We start from the raw sequence: 14,888 nt of genomic DNA, 5'->3' as shown, positions 1-14,888 counted from the left end.
CCACCGTCCCTACCGGTGCGTAACCTACTCGGGGTAAAGTTCCCAGATGCCGGAATTCGTGTACCCGCCCGTCATCGCCGCAGCCAAGACGATGTTCCGGGTCCTCGACCTGAAGCTCACCGTCGAGGGCGATCATCACGTCCCCCGTACCGGGGGCGCGGTGCTGGCCAGCAACCACGTGAGCTATCTCGACTTCATCTTCTGCGGGCTGGGCGCCCTCGATTCCCGACGTCTCGTCCGCTTCATGGCCAAGGACTCGGTGTTCCGGCACCGGGTGTCCGGGCCCCTGATGCGCGGCATGCGACACATCCCGGTGGACCGCCGTGCCGGCGCCGACTCGTACGCCGCCGCCGTGGCGGCGCTGCGCTCGGGTGAGGTGGTCGGCGTGTTCCCCGAGGCGACGATCAGCCGCTCCTTCACCGTCAAGGAACTCAAGAGCGGGGCGACCCGGATGGCCCGCGAGGCGCAGGTACCGGTGCTGCCGGTCGCGCTCTGGGGCACTCAACGGCTGTGGACGAAGGGACGCCCGCGTACGCTCACCCGCCGGCACACCCCGATCACCATCCTGGTCGGCGAACCGATGGATCCGACCACGTACCCGGACCCGGCCGCGATGACCGAGGATCTGCGTACCCGGCTGACCGCGCTTGTCGACCGGGCTCAGCGGGAGTACCCGGACCAGCCCGCCACGCCGACGGACCGGTGGTGGCTGCCGGCGCATCTCGGTGGCAGCGCGCCTACCCCGCAGGAGGCCGCGGTGCTCGACGCCGACGACCGGCGCTCCGCGACTCCCTGACCACCTCGGCCCGACCGTCGCGGGGGACTATCGCTGGCCGGACGCCGCGTCGTACGGCGGTGCGTCGGCGTGCCTCGGCCGGTAGTAGTCGTCCCGGGAGTGGAACTCCACCGGCAGAGCGCCGGGCAGCAGCACCCGCCCCGCGCCGCTGAGCGATGCCGTCCGGGTCAGGCGGGCCAGCGCGTCCCGCTCCGGCGGGGACAGGTCCACCAGCTCCGGCCGGACCAGTCGGAATGTGGCGATTTCGTGGCGTAGCTGCCGGGCGAGCGCGCCGATCCGGTCGTCGGAACCGACCAGGGCGAGTGCCGGCTGCCGGATCGTACGCAGCGCGTCGCAGACCACCAGCAACGTCGCGGGGTTGCCGTCGGCAGCGGGCAACAACTCCAGCCGGGACGGCCACTGCCAGCGGATCTGCCCGCTGACCAGCCCGGGCAGCCGGGCCGCCCCGCGCTGTCCCGGGCCGACCAGGGCGAGCTGAGTGCCGGCGCCCACGTACGTCAACCGGTGATCGGTGACCGTGAGGACCACCGGGGCGGGCAGCGCCCAGGCACGGTGGGCGTCGGTGGGACCGAGCAGGTAGCCGGCCACGTCCACCCGGTGACGGTCGAGCACCCGCTCGCCGAAATCCGGCATCAGCTCGTGCCGTCGGTCGAGTACCGGACCCGTGCCGTCGTTCACCGCGTCGAACCGGTGCGGTGCGATGAAGAACGGGGAGACGTCATCGTGCATCGTCGGGACCTCCGGTGCGGACGGCATCTACCCATGAGCCTCGCCCAGACGTCCGCCGCTGTCATGACGCCCGTTAGGGGGTCGGCTGATCGGTCGACGCGCGCGACCGGTAGATGCCAATTTCCTCCGGTCGGACGAGTCCGTCCTCAATCGCCCGGGCGAGCAGTGCCGCCTTCGTGGCGGCCGGTCGGCCCGCCCGCGTGTACTTGATCCTCGCGCGGTCGACGTACTGCTTCACGGTGTGCTCGCTGATCCGCATCCGCCGGGCCACCGACGCCTTCGACATCGACTGGAACCACAGCAACAGCGCCTCACGTTCCTTGTCGGACAGCACCGGCCGGTCCGGCCGCGGATCGCCGACCATCGCGCCGGCCAGCGCCGGCGCGACGTACGGTCGGTCGCTCGCCGCGTCGAGCACCGTCGCCACGCAGTGTTCCCGTCCCTCGTGCTTGGCCAGGAAAGCCACCGCCCCGGCGTCCAACGCGGCCAGCATGGTGGCCGGGTCGGAGTGTTCGGAGTAGACCACCACGCGTCGCCCGGCGGAGCTGAGCTGGGCCAACTTGTCCAGCACCAGCCGGCCGTGCAACCGCAGGTCGAGTAGGACCACGTCGGCCTGTGGCGCCGCTCGCAACACCTCGTCCGGATCGTCGCCGGTGGCCAGCACCGTCAACCTGGGCTCGGTGGCCAGCCAGGCGCGTACCCCGTCGATGACAACCGGGTGGTCGTCCACGATAGCCACACCGACAGGCCGCCCCGGCGTCACCGGTGCCAGCGCGTCTGCGTCCATCTGATCTTCCCGTCCCGTTCATAGAGGTGCTCCACCTGCCCGTCGTCGTCCTCCGGCGGATGCCCGGTGGTGTCCGGGCCATCCCGGTCGGGTGTGACGAGACTGATCACCACCTCGTCGGGACCGGAGACCACGGTCAGGCGGGCCCAGTCCGGTGTCTCCGCGAGGCCGGCGGTGAGCGGATCCGCCAGGCTGCGGCGAACCCGCACCGGCAACGATGGCGGCGTACCAATTGTGACCAGGTCGATCGACAGGCCGTTGCGCTCGGCCAGATCGGCTGCGGCCCGCAACTCGTGCAGCAGGGGGTGGGGCACGTCGTCGGACTCGGCGATCAGGCGACGCAACTGGGCGGCGGCCCGTACGCAGCGGCGCTGCACCTCGGGGTCGGCTGGGTCGGCCCGCCCCCGAGCCAACTCGGTCAGCACCTCGCTGGCGGCGCGACCAACCAGATTCAGCCGCTCGCCCCGCTCGTGCCGGGCACGTTCGGCGGCCTCCCGCTCGGCCACCACCGCGTTCGTGGCCGCCGCCGTGGCGGCCCGCTGCCGGGACAGCGCCGCAAGCGCCGTCGCACCAGCGAAAACCGCCACCGGCAGCGACGACGTGCCGTATAGGGCCATCGTGGCGCGGGCCAGGTCGGCGGCGCCCGTCGCGCCGTGCAGTACGACGGCGGCCAGCGCGGTGGCCGCGTGTGCGGCCAGCAGCACCAGCAGCTGGCGCACCGGCCGCCCCCAGAGCACCACCAGGAAGAACCAGGCGAGGGTGCCCCACGCCCAGTTCGCCGGGCTGAACAGATGTGCCCGGCCCACCGTGGCGAAGACCGCCACGTCGACTGCGAGCAGTAGGCCGGCCAGCGGCATCGCCGGCAGCGGGGTGTCGCGGAGCAGCCGGATCCCGGCGACCACGCCGAGCGCCGCGACGAATAACCAGCCACCCAGCACCACCTCGGACACGGCCAGCGTCGACCGGGCGGCGAGCACCGCGGGCAATCCGATGGCCAGGTGCCAGACCAGCGCGATGGTGACCGCGACGATCCGGGCACCCCGATCGGAGGTGCGGGCCACCGCGGCGGCGGCCAAGACCGCACCGACCTCGTCGGACGCCGGCCCGGCCCTCGGGCTCGGCACTGGACCTGGCCGGGGCCGACGCAGCAGGAACGTGGGCGTGCCGGCTCGCCGCCGGAACCCCGTCTCGCTCGTCCCTCGGCTCCCCGACAGCCGCTCAGCCGACATCGGACCACTCCAGCCGGATCCGGGTGCCCCGACCGGGTGCGGAGTCGACGTCGGCACGCCCGCCGACCGTCGCCATCCGGCCGTGTACCGACTCGCGCAGACCGTACCGGTGCGCCGGCACGGTGGCCGGGTCGAACCCGGGACCGTCGTCGATCACCTCGACCGTGACGGTGCCGGCGTACCGGCGCAGTCGCAGTGCCGCCCGGGCACCGGGGGCATGATTCACCACATTGGCCAGCGCGGCGTGTGCGCTCTCCGCGATGGCCTCCGCGACGGGTGCGGCCACCGTGCACGGTGGCAGGTCGGTGGCGATCCGTAGGCCGGGCAGCCGGGCGAGCACGGCCCGGAGACGCTCGTCCAGCCGGGCGGTCGCGTCGTGCGGCACGGCGCGCGCCTCCGCCAGCGCGGCGAGGGTACGCAGGTCGCCGGCGCACCGCTCGCGCAGCGCGTTGGAGGACCTGTCCACCGCGCCCTGCCCGACCATGGTGAGCGTCGCCAGCACGGTGTCGTGCAGGTCGCGGTTCTGCCGTCGTTCCGCCTCGCGCGCGATTCGGGCGACCATGGCGTCACGGGCCGCCCGCTGAGCGGCCACGAAGGCGGTGTCCGCCCGGATGATGCGGCGGCGCATCACTGCGGTCATCATCGCCGTACAGGCGGTCTGGGCCAGTAGAGTGGCCGCGTGGGCCCTGGCCTCGGTCGAGTTCCCGGCCGTGTGGGCACCCGTCGCGTACGCGACGGTGACCAGCAGCCCCGCCGGAATCGACAGGTGGGCCGGTGCGGTCGCCTGAGCGTTGATCACAGTGGTGCTGGCCAGCACGGCGATCCAACTGGCCTCACCGGGCAGCACCTCGGGTGCGACCAGAACCGGGATCGCCAGGCACGCGGCGCTGGTCAGCGCCACGTCAACAGCGACGAGTGATGCGTCGACACCGTCCCGCCAGGCGCGCAGCGCGTACCAGAGCGACCAGCCGGTCAACACCGCCACAGCCGGTAGCAGCAGCTCCGTACGTACCGGCGGGGTACGCACGGCGAGCGCCACCACCAGGCAGAACAGGCCGCAGGAGAGCCGCAGCAGCGCCGGCAGCCGGGTGAAGATGAACGCGAACGCGCTGGTGGCCGGACGGTCCACCATTGCGGGTGACATGATCAGGCTGGGCAGGGCCGGCATCGGGAAAGGCGTCCTTTGCGACAAAACGACCCGATCCGGGTGCGCGCTGCGGAGATCGACGCCGGAGAATAACACACGGCAGCGGATCCGATGACCGTAGGTGACGTCGAGGTCGACTCTCGGTCGCCTATTCGTCACGCTGAGCCGCTGACGCCCTCGCGTAGTCCGACGCAGTCCTGCTGCCAGAACGTGGCCGAGTAGACGAAGGTCCCGGTCATCCACGGCTCGTAGCCGGTGAGCCTGGCCACCTGAAAGGCGGGTGCCGGAATGCGCAGCGACGGTCGGCGGAAGCCCAGCTCGCCGGCGGCGGCGAAGCCGAAGCGGGCGTAGTACCCGGGATCGCCCTCCAGGAAGACCGCCGGCACGCCCCGCTCGTCGAGCAGGCGCAGCCCGTGCCGGGTCAGAGCACCACCGATACCGCGCCGCTGCCGGCTCGGTGTGACCGCGATCGGGCTGAGCACCTGCACCGGTACGAGTCGACGCGGAGCGTCGAGCAGGCTGCGGGTGAACATGACGTGTCCCACGACCTCGTGGTCCTCCTCCGCGACCAGGCTGAGGGCGTTCGGATCGTCGTCGCGCAGCGCCCGGACCAGCCCTGCCACCACCTCGCCGTGGTCACCGAAGGCCAGCCGGTGCAGTTCGTGCACCGCATCCCGATCGGCTACCAGCTCGTCGCGCAACCGCATGGCGGCGACCATAAGGTCGGGGGCGCGGTGCGGACCACCGATATCCGGTGGTGCGGTGGCAGTCAACGCGGCGGCTCGGCCTGCTCGGCCTACTCGGCCTGCTCGGGCGGATCGAGCCGGATCGTCGGGTGGTCGGCCGGGTCGGGCAGGTCCTCCAGCAGACGTCGAACCTGGCCCCTGTCCCAACGGCTCTGCCGACGACGGGGTCCGGCGGACGCGGGTACGCGCGTGTTCGGTGTGACATGATAAATTCACCGACATCGATACATGAGGGGGTGGCATGAAGATCCGACTCGCAGTCGGGACCGTACTCACCGCCGGTCTGGTCGTCGGCAGCGTCGGCCTCGCCGGCTTGGCCGGCGCGGTCCCGAGCGCCGAACGTCCGTCCGGTGCCCGCAACGACGCGCCACCAGCGCTGCTCGCCGTCGGCGACTTCGACTTCTCCCGGCCCGAGACGGCCGCCACCGGTCTCCAGGTGCCGTGGGGCATGGACTTCCTGCCCGACGGCAGCGCCCTGGTCGCCCAGCGACCCACCGGGCAGGTGGTGCGGGTCCGGCCGGGCCAGTCGCCGGAGCCCGTGGTCACCATCTCCGGTGTGACTCCGGTCAGCGAGGGTGGCCTGCTCGGCCTCGCCGTGTCGCCAACCTACGCCCAGGACGGCTGGATCTACGTCTACTTCACCACCGCGACCGACAACCGGATCGCCCGGTTCCGGCTCACCGCACCGCAGACCCAGCAGCCGATCCTCACCGGGCTGAACCGCGCGGTCATCCACAACGGCGGCCGGATCGCGTTCGGACCGGACGGGATGCTCTACGTCGGCGTCGGTGACGCCGGACAGACCGCCTCGGCGCAGGACCCGCAGAGCCGCAACGGAAAAATCCTGCGGATCCGGCCCGACGGCACCGTTCCGTCAGACAACCCGATCGTCGGGTCGCCGGTCTACAGCCTCGGCCACCGCCACGTGCAGGGACTGGCCTGGGACGCCCAGGGCCGGTTGTACGCCACCGAGTTCGGTCAGAACACCTGGGACGAGATCAACCTGATCGTCGCCGGCGGCAACTACGGTTGGCCCACCGTGGAGGGAAGGGCCAACGATCCCCGCTTCCGGGACCCGCTGCTCACCTGGACCCCGGCTGAGGCGTCACCGAGCGGCGCGACCATCGCCGGGAACCGGCTCTTCGTGGCCAGCCTGCGCGGCAACCGCCTGTGGAACGTGCCGTTGAACGGGTCCGGCGGCGTCGGCACCCCCACCGCCGAATTGGCGGGCAGCTACGGGCGGCTGCGCACCGTCGAGTACGGCCCGGACGGGTGGCTCTGGGTCACCACCAGCAACCGGGACGGCCGAGGCACCCCGGCCGCCACCGACGACCGCATCCTCCGCTTCCCGCCCCGCGACGCCACCACGCCCCCTCCCACGACACCCCCACCGACCACACCCCCTCCGACGACGCCGCCGCCGACCACGCCCCCTCCCACCACGCCGCCACCGACCACCGGGCCGGCTTCCTGCACGGTGAGCTGGACGGCCAACCAGTGGAACACCGGCTTCACCGCGGACGTACGGGTCACCAATCGCGGTGCCGGTCTGACCGGCTGGACCGTGACCTGGTCGTTCAGCGGCAACCAGCAGGTCACCAACGCGTGGAACGCGCAGGTCACACAGTCCGGAAGGAACGTGACCGCACGCAACGCCGCCTGGAACGGCAGCTTGCCAACCAACGGCACGGTGAGCTTCGGCTTCCAGGCCACCTATACCGGCACCAACGACCGCCCCACCGACTTCCAGCTCAACGGCACCCCCTGCCAACCCACCTGACCACCGGCATTCCCCGGCCGCACCTGGTGTCAGACCGAGCCAATCTTGGACAGTTTCCGTTCTTCGCTAACGGAAACTGTCCAAGATTGACGGTGACGCAACCTGGTGGGGCTGGTCGGTTCGCGGTGGGGGTGCGGAGAGGGGAGGATGGCGGCGTGCTGCGATCACCTCGTGCGCTCCTGTTGGACTTCGGCGGTGTCCTGGCCGACGCTCCACGACAGCCATCGGCACCACCGGAACTGGTGCACCGGCTGCTCGACCTGATCGGCGGCACCGTGTCGGCCGAGCAGATCGCCGCCGACCTGACCGAGGGCGGCCGGACCTACGCGCGGTGGCGCGACGACGTCGGCCGCTCGGATGATCCGGTCGAGCTGCCACACGCGCAGGTGTGGGCAAACTTCGTCACCGGTACCTGGCCCGAAGCGGCCCGCACGGCGGTCGAGGAAATGGCGACACCGCTGGCGTACGCGTGGGCGTGGCGACCGGAGTGGCAGGTCCGTCCGGGGATTCCGGAGGCGTTGCGGGCCGCGACCGATGCGGGTCTGCCGATGGCTGTGGTCAGCAACGCGCTCTGTGGGGCGGCGCATCGGGACTTCCTCGCCGCAGCCGGGCTGTCCGACCTGTTCGTGGCCGAGTTCTACAGCGACGAGGCCGGGCTCCGCAAGCCCAATCCCCGCCTGGCCTGGTTGGCGGCGGACGCCGTCGGTGTACCGATCGGCGACTGCTGGTTCGTCGGCGACAGCGCGCACCGCGACGTGGCCTGCGCTCGTCGGGCCGGTGCCGGTGCCGCGATCCTGATGCGCTCACCTCGCACCGACCGGGAGCCGTCCCACCCCGACCTGCGGCCGGACGCCCACACCGAGGACGGCCACGGCCTGCTCGATCTTCTGCACCAACGCAACTCCTCAACCGAGGATTGCCTGCGCGCCCGGCAGGATTCGAACCTGCGGCCTTGGGATTAGAAGCTGGATCCGACTCGTGATCTCGGGTGCGTAGCAGTCCGCAGGGGAATCTGTCTGTCCAGCTAGATACCCCTGGGGATGCCAGTCCATAGTGTTCGAGAGCGCCGGCTGCTAGGCCGTCCGGGCTCACACCGGGCTCACTGGTGGCTCTAGTGGAAGGCCCGTAACTTGGTGGGGGCGATGAGGGTGCCGAGCCGGCTCAGCTTCTCCAGCTCTGCCTTCTAACCCAAGTTGCCACCCCTGGTAGGGGCGATGAGGACCTCGTGGTCGGCCCCCTGTCGAGCGGCCGTTACTGTCCGTGCTGCTGCTCGAGCATTTCGTCGGTGGTGAAGTCCGGGCTGGCGTCGCGTCGGGTCGGTGAGCCGTTGCTGCCCAAGTTTGTGCGCAACCCCGCGGCACCCAGGGCGAAAGGCCGAGTAGAAACTCCTCGTGTTAAGGCAAGCTTGCATCGATTCACTATCCAAATCAGCGGCCTGAGCATGCCCGCTCGCCTCTGAGTAGCCGGGCTCGTCGACCTGTCGTAGAGCCCAAGGTAGGCCAGTCCCACTGCCACCCATTGCAAAGCATCCATGATCGCTGATAACGTGAAACCTCGGCGACGGTAAATCGATACACTGCGGAGCCGTACGACATGAAGTGTTGTCCGCTGCACGTCCGCGCACGGGAGCTGGCTCCGGGGGCCCTTCGTCACCGGCCCCGCTGCACTCCGCCGCCTCGCCGGAGCGAGATGCATCGCCGATCGCGATCCGGGTCCAGGGCCTGGGTCAGCGGTGGCCCGGACTCCCGACGTCGCCGAACTTCCACCACACCACGCCACAGCAGAAGGGAACCACCCCGTGAGAGCACCGCGAAGGCGAGCGCTATCCGTAGCGCGCGCAACTGTCATCGGCATGATCGCTACGGCCGCATTCGGTGCCATCGCCACCTCGGCAAGCGCCGACACCGTCACTCTGGACAACCCCGGCTTCGAGCAGGGCTACTTCGACGGCTGGGAGATTGTCCGGGCAGACGACGTCGCGCTTTCCGACATCGGGAACTCCGGTGACCACTCCGCGAAAATCGAAGGTAGAAGAGGGCAGGTTCGGCAGGAAGTCGCCGTGCGGCCCGGCACTGACTACACCCTGACGGCCTACATCCGTGGCAGGGGAGTCATCGGTGTCACCGTCGATGGCGACGACACCACCACCACCGGCGGTGGCCGTGACTTCGAACAGGTCAGCGTCGAGTTCAACTCCGGGACCGCCGAATTCGTCGAGATCTTCGCCGCCTACGGCGGCAAAACCAGCCGGTTCGACGATTTCACCCTGAAGATCGGCGGTTCGGTGCCTACCCCGACGCCCACGCCGACTCAGTCGCCGAGCGTCGGCTTCGATCCCGCTGTCTGGGATGACTCGGAAGCGGGCGACTACATCCGGTCCCGCGACCCTTACGTCTTGCGCTTCGACGGTCTGGAACAGTTCACTGTGACCGGCAGCGGTGGGGGACCGCGTGACGAGCTGAAGACACCGCAAGCTGCCAGGGCGGCATCGGACGAGATCTACGAGTCCTTCTCGGCCGACATCACCTTCGACCTCGACGACGGCGTCAAGCTGATCGCGCACCAGATTCACGCCGGCAGCGGCGCAGGCTTCGCCACCCAGGTCAAACTCTACGTTCAGGACTCCAGCCCGCTCGGAATCTTCAAGGGCGAGGGCGAGGAGAACTTCACGATCGACGATTACCCGCTGCTTGAGGGCGTACCCAGCAACGGTGTGTTCGACGTGTACGTTCGTGTCCAGATCCCGGGCTTCGTAAGTGGTGATGGCGAGATCAACGAAAAGATCTTTGACCTCGGCACCATCAGGAGCGGAAAGTCGATCAGGTACGAGCTCATCAACGACCACGGTGTGATCACGGTCAACTCGACCGTCGGTCGCAACTCCGTGAGCTTCACGTACGACATGCAGGACTCTGCTGCGTCGTACATGAAGTTCGGCAGCTATGTGCAAGCCCAGGACGCCGAGAGTGGCTGCAACGTCACCAACGCTCTGAACTGCGAGTATCCGGGATGGGAGCCGTACGGCGAGGCCAGCACCCCGGAGGAGGCAGAGGTGCTCTGGCGGGAGTACTTCGCCGATTCCAACATCGACCGGGCCCGGGTCACCTTCCGTAACGTGGTGCACGAGGGCGGCCCGCTCCAGTAGCGCACCTGCGCGAGTCTTGAGCATGTCATCGTGCATGCACAGCGGCTGGTCGCAGAACTCGACTCGCGAGTAGCCACGCAAATGAAGGCAGTCGGTGGGGACGGGATTGCTATCCCGTCCCCACCGACGTGAGGCGGCCCGTGTGAGCGGGACACGCCGGTCAACGGCTCGTCCTGGTCTGCCCGGGTGACCGAACGAAGCAGCGTTGGGCAGGTCGAACACGGGCAACAGGTCCGGGTTACGCACAGGCGAGTCGCCGGACAGGGCGGGGCAACCGAGGGCGCCTACTACGGTTCGACGGCGGTGCCGGACCGCTCTTGGGACTCGGACCGGGCCTAGTCGTCTGGATGCCGGGTTCGGAGCAATCGAGCATTGACGTGACTAATAATGTCTTCTATTCTCGCTCGGCACCGGTGCCGCGCAGTTCACAACTATGAACAATCCGTCGAAGGGCCGCTACGCAATAGCGCGACGGACTTGGTCGTCGATTCAATGCGCGATGAGTGCCGACCATCACCATTCACGAGAGGCATTACCCTGTCATGAAACTCTTCGGTGAACGCAGACTCGCAATCCCGCTGTTGGCAACCATGGCGATCCTGGCCACCCCCGTCGTTGGGCAGGGCGTCGCCGCGGCCGCTGCTCCGTGCGACTATCCTGCTCAGCAACTCAATCTGAAGAACTGGAAGGTGACCCTGCCGACAGGATCTGCGGGGTCGCCGACCGAAATAAAACAGCCCGCCCTGGCGACCTACTCGTCCAACCCGTGGTTCATGGTCAACGCCGCCTGTACCGGCGTGCGGTTCCGGTCGCCGGTCAACGGTGTGACCACGCCCAACTCCAGCTACGCCCGCTCCGAGCTGCGGGAGATGGCCAACAACGGCACCACCAACGCGTCGTGGTCGGCAACCTCGGGCACGCACACCATGACCTTCAGGCTGGCGTTCAACAAACTCCCGAACGACAAGGCCCACGTCGTCGGGGCCCAGATCCACGACGGCGATGACGACGTCACCGTCTTCCGTCTGGAAGGGAGCAGTCTCTACATCACCAAGGGCAACACCACCCACCACAAGCTGGTGACCAGTGGCTACAAGTTGAACACGGTCTTCGAGGGCAAGTTCGTCGTCAGCGGTGGCCAGATCAAGGTTTACTACAACGGCGTGCTTCAGACGACCATCTCACACAGCGCGTCGGGCAACTACTTCAAAGCCGGTGCCTATACCCAGGCCAACTGCGGCAACTCATCTCCGTGTAGCAGTTCCAACTACGGTCAGGTGAGCATGTACAAGTTGCTCGTCACGCATTCCTGACAAGACAGGGGTCGGGGTCTCCGGTGGTGGGGGCCCCGACCTTTCCTGTCTGGCGCGGTTCGGCATGGACGCAGGTTGTAAACGCGGCCAATTGACAGACTGCCGACCCGGTTGTATCTTCGATCAAGATCGCGAGTGCATCGATTTACTAGGTTCGGGCTCTGACAAGGCGGGGCCGGAGCAGGCGGGTACGTGAGGGTCTCTGCCTGCGGATCAGACGCCGAGAGGACGTTGAGACATGAGGTTCATGCGAGTCGGTCCACGGGGCGGTGAGCAGCCTGTCCTGTTCGCCGACGGCCGTCATTTCGACCTGACGGGCATCGCAACGGACATCGATGGCGCTTTCCTCGCCGGCGGGGGCTTCGAGCAGGCGCGGGATGCCTGGTCGGCAGGGGAGCTGCCGGAGATCGATGTCACCGGCATGCGGGTGGGTGCACCGATCGCCAGGCCCGGCACGGTCGCGTGCATCGGGCTGAACTACGCCCGGCACGCTGCGGAGTCCGGCGTCGCACCGCCGGCCGAGCCCGTCGTCTTCCTCAAGGCGTCCAACACGGTCGTCGGCCCGTACGACGACATCGTCATCCCGAAGGGCGCGACCAAGACGGACTGGGAGGCGGAGCTTGCGGTGATCATCGGTCGCCCGGCCCGATACCTGGCATCACCCGCCGAGGCCGATCAGGTCATCGCCGGATATGCGGTCTCCAACGATCTGTCCGAGCGTGAGTTCCAGATGAGTGACTCCGGCGGCCAGTGGGTCAAGGGCAAGAGCTGCGAGGCGTTCAACCCGCTGGGCCCATGGCTGGTCACTGCCGACGAGGTGGGTGATCCCCAGCGGTTGGGCGTGACGAGCTTCGTCAACGATCAACCCCGGCAGGCGTCCACCACCCAGGACATGATCTTCGACGTGCGGCACCTGGTGTGGTATCTGAGCCAGTACCTGGTGTTGGAGCCGGGCGATGTGGTCAACACCGGTACGCCGGAGGGGGTCGCACTGTCCGGCCGGTTTCCGTTTCTGCGGGAGGGCGACGTGGTGCGGGTCGGTATCGAGGGGCTGGGAGAGCAGCGGCAGGTCTGCCGCGCTGCCGCCTGAGCGCCAGCCTGATCGATGGTGGTCGGGCGGGCGGACCCGGCGATGCGTTGACATCGCGAGTCGGGCCGCCGCACCTGCCGTGCGGCGGCCCGAGCTCTCTGCGGGTCAGGGCGCGTTTGTTCCCACGCTCGCGGCGTCGAGCGGGCTTCGATCAACCGCAGCGCTGGACAACTCGTCGGCCCCGACGTCGGCGGTTCCGCTGCGCGGCTGCCCGTCCATGTCATGCGTCAGGTACGGGTAGTTGCCCGTGGCGGTGTTGACGGCGGGGCTGCCGGAGGCGATCCGGTACACCTCACCCTGTTTGGTCAGGAGCGGATTGACGGTCCGAACTCCGACGGCCGTACCGACGCTGGCCGAGCCGGTCGGCCAGGCGATGTTGCCGGCGTACGTCATGTTTCTGGGGGTCTTCAGCTCGTTGATCAGGGTGCCCTGAGAACCGACGACAATGTTGTCGGCCACGACACTGTCGACCGGCGCGAGGGTGTAGTTGGCGCCGATCTCGATGTTCGACACGTTGTTGACGAAGGTGTTGTGCACCGCTGTGGCCCGATACACCCGCCAGTGCGCGGAGAGTGCCCCCGAGGTGTCGACGTCGCCGCCGTCGAGTTGCAGGGCGGCGTCGTAGCCGGTGCCGGTCAGCCCTTCGAAGTGGTTGTTGTAAATCTTGTGGTCCTGACCGTAGACCCGGACTCCGCCGGTGCCGGCCTTGCCGCCGCCGAGGAAGAAGTTGCCGTGCACCTGGCTGCGGTTGCCGTGGCGCAGCGACAGCGTGCCCTGCGAGGTGCGGAAGGTGTTGTACCGCACCGTGTTGTCGTTGCTCTTCACCGAGATGATCTCTGGGTCGCCGTCGCAGTTCTCGAACAGGTTGTTCTCGATCGTGGTGTGCCCGCTCGACTGGGAGATCGCGCTCCAACCGACCCGGATGGCCTCCATCTCGTTGGTGGCGCGGGGGCCGCTGTTGCGGAAGTGGTTGTGGTCGATCAGGTCGTACTGGGACTGCTGGGTGGACGATCCGTCGATGGTGATGAAGTTGCCGAGCTGGTGCTTCTCTTCGAACAGGTTGTGATCGATGCGGTTGTGGTGACTGTCCGCGCCTTGGATGATGACCCACTTCAGCGAACTCGACTCGGCGAGCCGGAAGTGGTTGCGGGTCAGTCTGACGTGGTGCGAGCCGGTGAGCTTCAAGGTGTTGCTGTTGCGCCAGGTCAACCCACTGACAGTGACGTACGACGAGTCGAGCACTTCGAGCTGACCGCCGGTGATGACCGCCTTGCCCTGATGAGCCGCCATGATCGTGATTGGTGCGTTGGCGGTGCCGTGCCTGGCGTTGAGCTTGCCGATCGAGTAGTTGCCGTCGGCGAGCAGGATCGTCTGGCCGGCTGCGGCGTTGGCCATCGCGTTGCTGAGCTGCGTCGACGAGGACACGTTGACGATCGCGCCGCCCGGCGGCGGCGTGCTCGGCGTTGGCGTCGGACTGACTGTGGCCGTGGGTGATGGAGTTGCGCCCGGGCCGGACCCGAGAATGCGCACTTCGGTGATCGAGGTCCACCCGTTCTGGGTGTTGCCGTAGCCGAGGATGCGCAGGTGTCGAGCGGCGACGGCGGGAAAGTCGTAGGTCTCGGGTAGCGATGTCGACCCCGAGCTGGTCCGGGTCGGCACGACGGTGGTCCAGCTCGTGCCGTTGGTCGAGGTCTGTACGGTGAAGGTCGTCTGGCGCTGGTCGCCTTTGTACCACGCCACCGTCACCGCGCCCGTGGTGACAACCGAGCAGAGGTCGTAGCGGATCCAGACGCCGTCGCCGTCGGCGGACCAGCGGGTTCCGAGGTCACCATCGCGGGTGTTCGTCGGCAAGTTTCCGTCGTTGCCGCTCGCGCTCACCGCGCAGACGGCCAGCGGCTCGGTGGCGTTCACCGCGAACCGGCTCGGCTCGGCCGGGGGGTCGGCTGCGGGGTGTGCTCCGGCAAGAGCGGGCAGTGCCGCGAGAATGCCTGCTGCGAGTGCCGCGGCGGCGAGGGCGCCGCGTGCGCTCAACTTCGCGCGATTCATCGGACTCTCCTGTTCGTGCACAAGGGATCATCGCTGTGCGGTCCCGCGACTGGGCAGGATCGTGGACACAGTGCGGCCGC

General features: G+C 68.5%; 12 protein-coding genes. 6 read left to right on the top strand and 6 right to left on the bottom strand.

The features are described from left to right. Positions 1-46 precede the first annotated feature (46 nt). Positions 47-796, top strand: a complete 750-nt coding sequence (locus tag O7601_RS00960; RefSeq protein ID WP_281564431.1) for a lysophospholipid acyltransferase family protein — start codon at positions 47-49, stop codon at positions 794-796. A 27-nt stretch (positions 797-823) separates the two neighbouring features. Here O7601_RS00960 and O7601_RS00955 read toward each other — a convergent pair whose 3' ends face one another. From O7601_RS00955 to O7601_RS00935, 5 genes are all read right to left on the bottom strand, one after another. Next, positions 824-1,525: a hypothetical protein gene (locus O7601_RS00955; RefSeq protein WP_281564430.1), complete on the bottom strand. Its 702-nt coding sequence runs from the start codon at positions 1,523-1,525 to the stop codon at positions 824-826. 73 nt (positions 1,526-1,598) lie between these two features. Beyond that, positions 1,599-2,312, bottom strand: a complete 714-nt coding sequence (locus O7601_RS00950) for a response regulator transcription factor (RefSeq protein WP_281564429.1) — start codon at positions 2,310-2,312, stop codon at positions 1,599-1,601. After that, entirely contained in the window at positions 2,285-3,436 is a 1,152-nt protein-coding gene (locus tag O7601_RS00945; protein ID WP_281564428.1) for a hypothetical protein, read from the bottom strand. The genes O7601_RS00950 and O7601_RS00945 overlap by 28 nt, the downstream gene beginning before the upstream one ends. Positions 3,437-3,530: 94 nt before the next feature. Further along, the gene (locus O7601_RS00940; protein ID WP_281564427.1) at positions 3,531-4,709 is read right to left on the bottom strand and encodes an ATP-binding protein; all 1,179 of its coding nucleotides are present in this window, start codon (positions 4,707-4,709) and stop codon (positions 3,531-3,533) included. 134 nt (positions 4,710-4,843) lie between these two features. Then, positions 4,844-5,395 carry an N-acetyltransferase gene (locus tag O7601_RS00935; RefSeq protein WP_281564426.1) on the bottom strand — a complete coding sequence of 184 codons (552 nt, stop codon included), beginning with the start codon at positions 5,393-5,395 and terminating at the stop codon, positions 4,844-4,846. A gap of 280 nt (positions 5,396-5,675) precedes the next feature. On the opposite strand from O7601_RS00935, the gene O7601_RS00930 reads away from it, so the two are divergent. The 5 genes from O7601_RS00930 (at position 5,676) to O7601_RS00910 (ending at position 12,762) form a co-directional block, all read left to right on the top strand. Further along, positions 5,676-7,214: a PQQ-dependent sugar dehydrogenase gene (locus tag O7601_RS00930; protein WP_281564425.1), complete on the top strand. Its 1,539-nt coding sequence runs from the start codon at positions 5,676-5,678 to the stop codon at positions 7,212-7,214. A 155-nt stretch (positions 7,215-7,369) separates the two neighbouring features. Next, positions 7,370-8,176, top strand: a complete 807-nt coding sequence (locus tag O7601_RS00925) for an HAD family hydrolase (protein WP_281564424.1) — start codon at positions 7,370-7,372, stop codon at positions 8,174-8,176. 890 nt (positions 8,177-9,066) lie between these two features. Continuing rightward, a complete protein-coding gene (locus tag O7601_RS00920; RefSeq protein WP_281564423.1) occupies positions 9,067-10,359 on the top strand; it encodes a polysaccharide lyase family 7 protein in 1,293 nt (430 codons plus the stop codon). A 503-nt stretch (positions 10,360-10,862) separates the two neighbouring features. Beyond that, on the top strand, positions 10,863-11,672 hold the full coding sequence (locus O7601_RS00915) for a polysaccharide lyase family 7 protein (RefSeq protein WP_281564422.1): 810 nt from the start codon (positions 10,863-10,865) through the stop codon (positions 11,670-11,672). Between the two features lie 238 nt (positions 11,673-11,910). Next, positions 11,911-12,762: a fumarylacetoacetate hydrolase family protein gene (locus O7601_RS00910; RefSeq protein WP_281564421.1), complete on the top strand. Its 852-nt coding sequence runs from the start codon at positions 11,911-11,913 to the stop codon at positions 12,760-12,762. Between the two features lie 105 nt (positions 12,763-12,867). On the opposite strand, the gene O7601_RS00905 is transcribed toward O7601_RS00910, so the two are convergent. Further along, positions 12,868-14,808, bottom strand: coding sequence for a chondroitinase-B domain-containing protein (locus O7601_RS00905; RefSeq protein ID WP_281564420.1), 1,941 nt, complete (start codon positions 14,806-14,808; stop codon positions 12,868-12,870). Positions 14,809-14,888: the final 80 nt, after the last annotated feature.

The organism is Verrucosispora sp. WMMD573, from assembly GCF_027497175.1.
Lineage (GTDB): Bacteria > Actinomycetota > Actinomycetes > Mycobacteriales > Micromonosporaceae > Micromonospora.
The sequence above is the reverse complement of the archived record's forward strand: the minus strand, read 5'-3'. Positions and strand labels throughout refer to the sequence as shown.

What these genes read in the sequence shown, in the direction of transcription:
- O7601_RS00960 (WP_281564431.1), top strand. Translation starts at nt 47, where the DNA reads ATGCCGGAATTCGTGTACCCGCCCGTCATCGCCGCAGCCAAGACGATG.
- O7601_RS00955 (WP_281564430.1), bottom strand. Translation starts at nt 1,525, where the DNA reads ATGCACGATGACGTCTCCCCGTTCTTCATCGCACCGCACCGGTTCGAC.
- O7601_RS00950 (WP_281564429.1), bottom strand. Translation starts at nt 2,312, where the DNA reads ATGGACGCAGACGCGCTGGCACCGGTGACGCCGGGGCGGCCTGTCGGT.
- O7601_RS00940 (WP_281564427.1), bottom strand. Translation starts at nt 4,709, where the DNA reads ATGCCGGCCCTGCCCAGCCTGATCATGTCACCCGCAATGGTGGACCGT.
- O7601_RS00935 (WP_281564426.1), bottom strand. Translation starts at nt 5,395, where the DNA reads ATGCGGTTGCGCGACGAGCTGGTAGCCGATCGGGATGCGGTGCACGAA.
- O7601_RS00930 (WP_281564425.1), top strand. Translation starts at nt 5,676, where the DNA reads ATGAAGATCCGACTCGCAGTCGGGACCGTACTCACCGCCGGTCTGGTC.
- O7601_RS00920 (WP_281564423.1), top strand. Translation starts at nt 9,067, where the DNA reads ATGATCGCTACGGCCGCATTCGGTGCCATCGCCACCTCGGCAAGCGCC.
- O7601_RS00910 (WP_281564421.1), top strand. Translation starts at nt 11,911, where the DNA reads ATGAGGTTCATGCGAGTCGGTCCACGGGGCGGTGAGCAGCCTGTCCTG.
- O7601_RS00905 (WP_281564420.1), bottom strand. Translation starts at nt 14,808, where the DNA reads ATGAATCGCGCGAAGTTGAGCGCACGCGGCGCCCTCGCCGCCGCGGCA.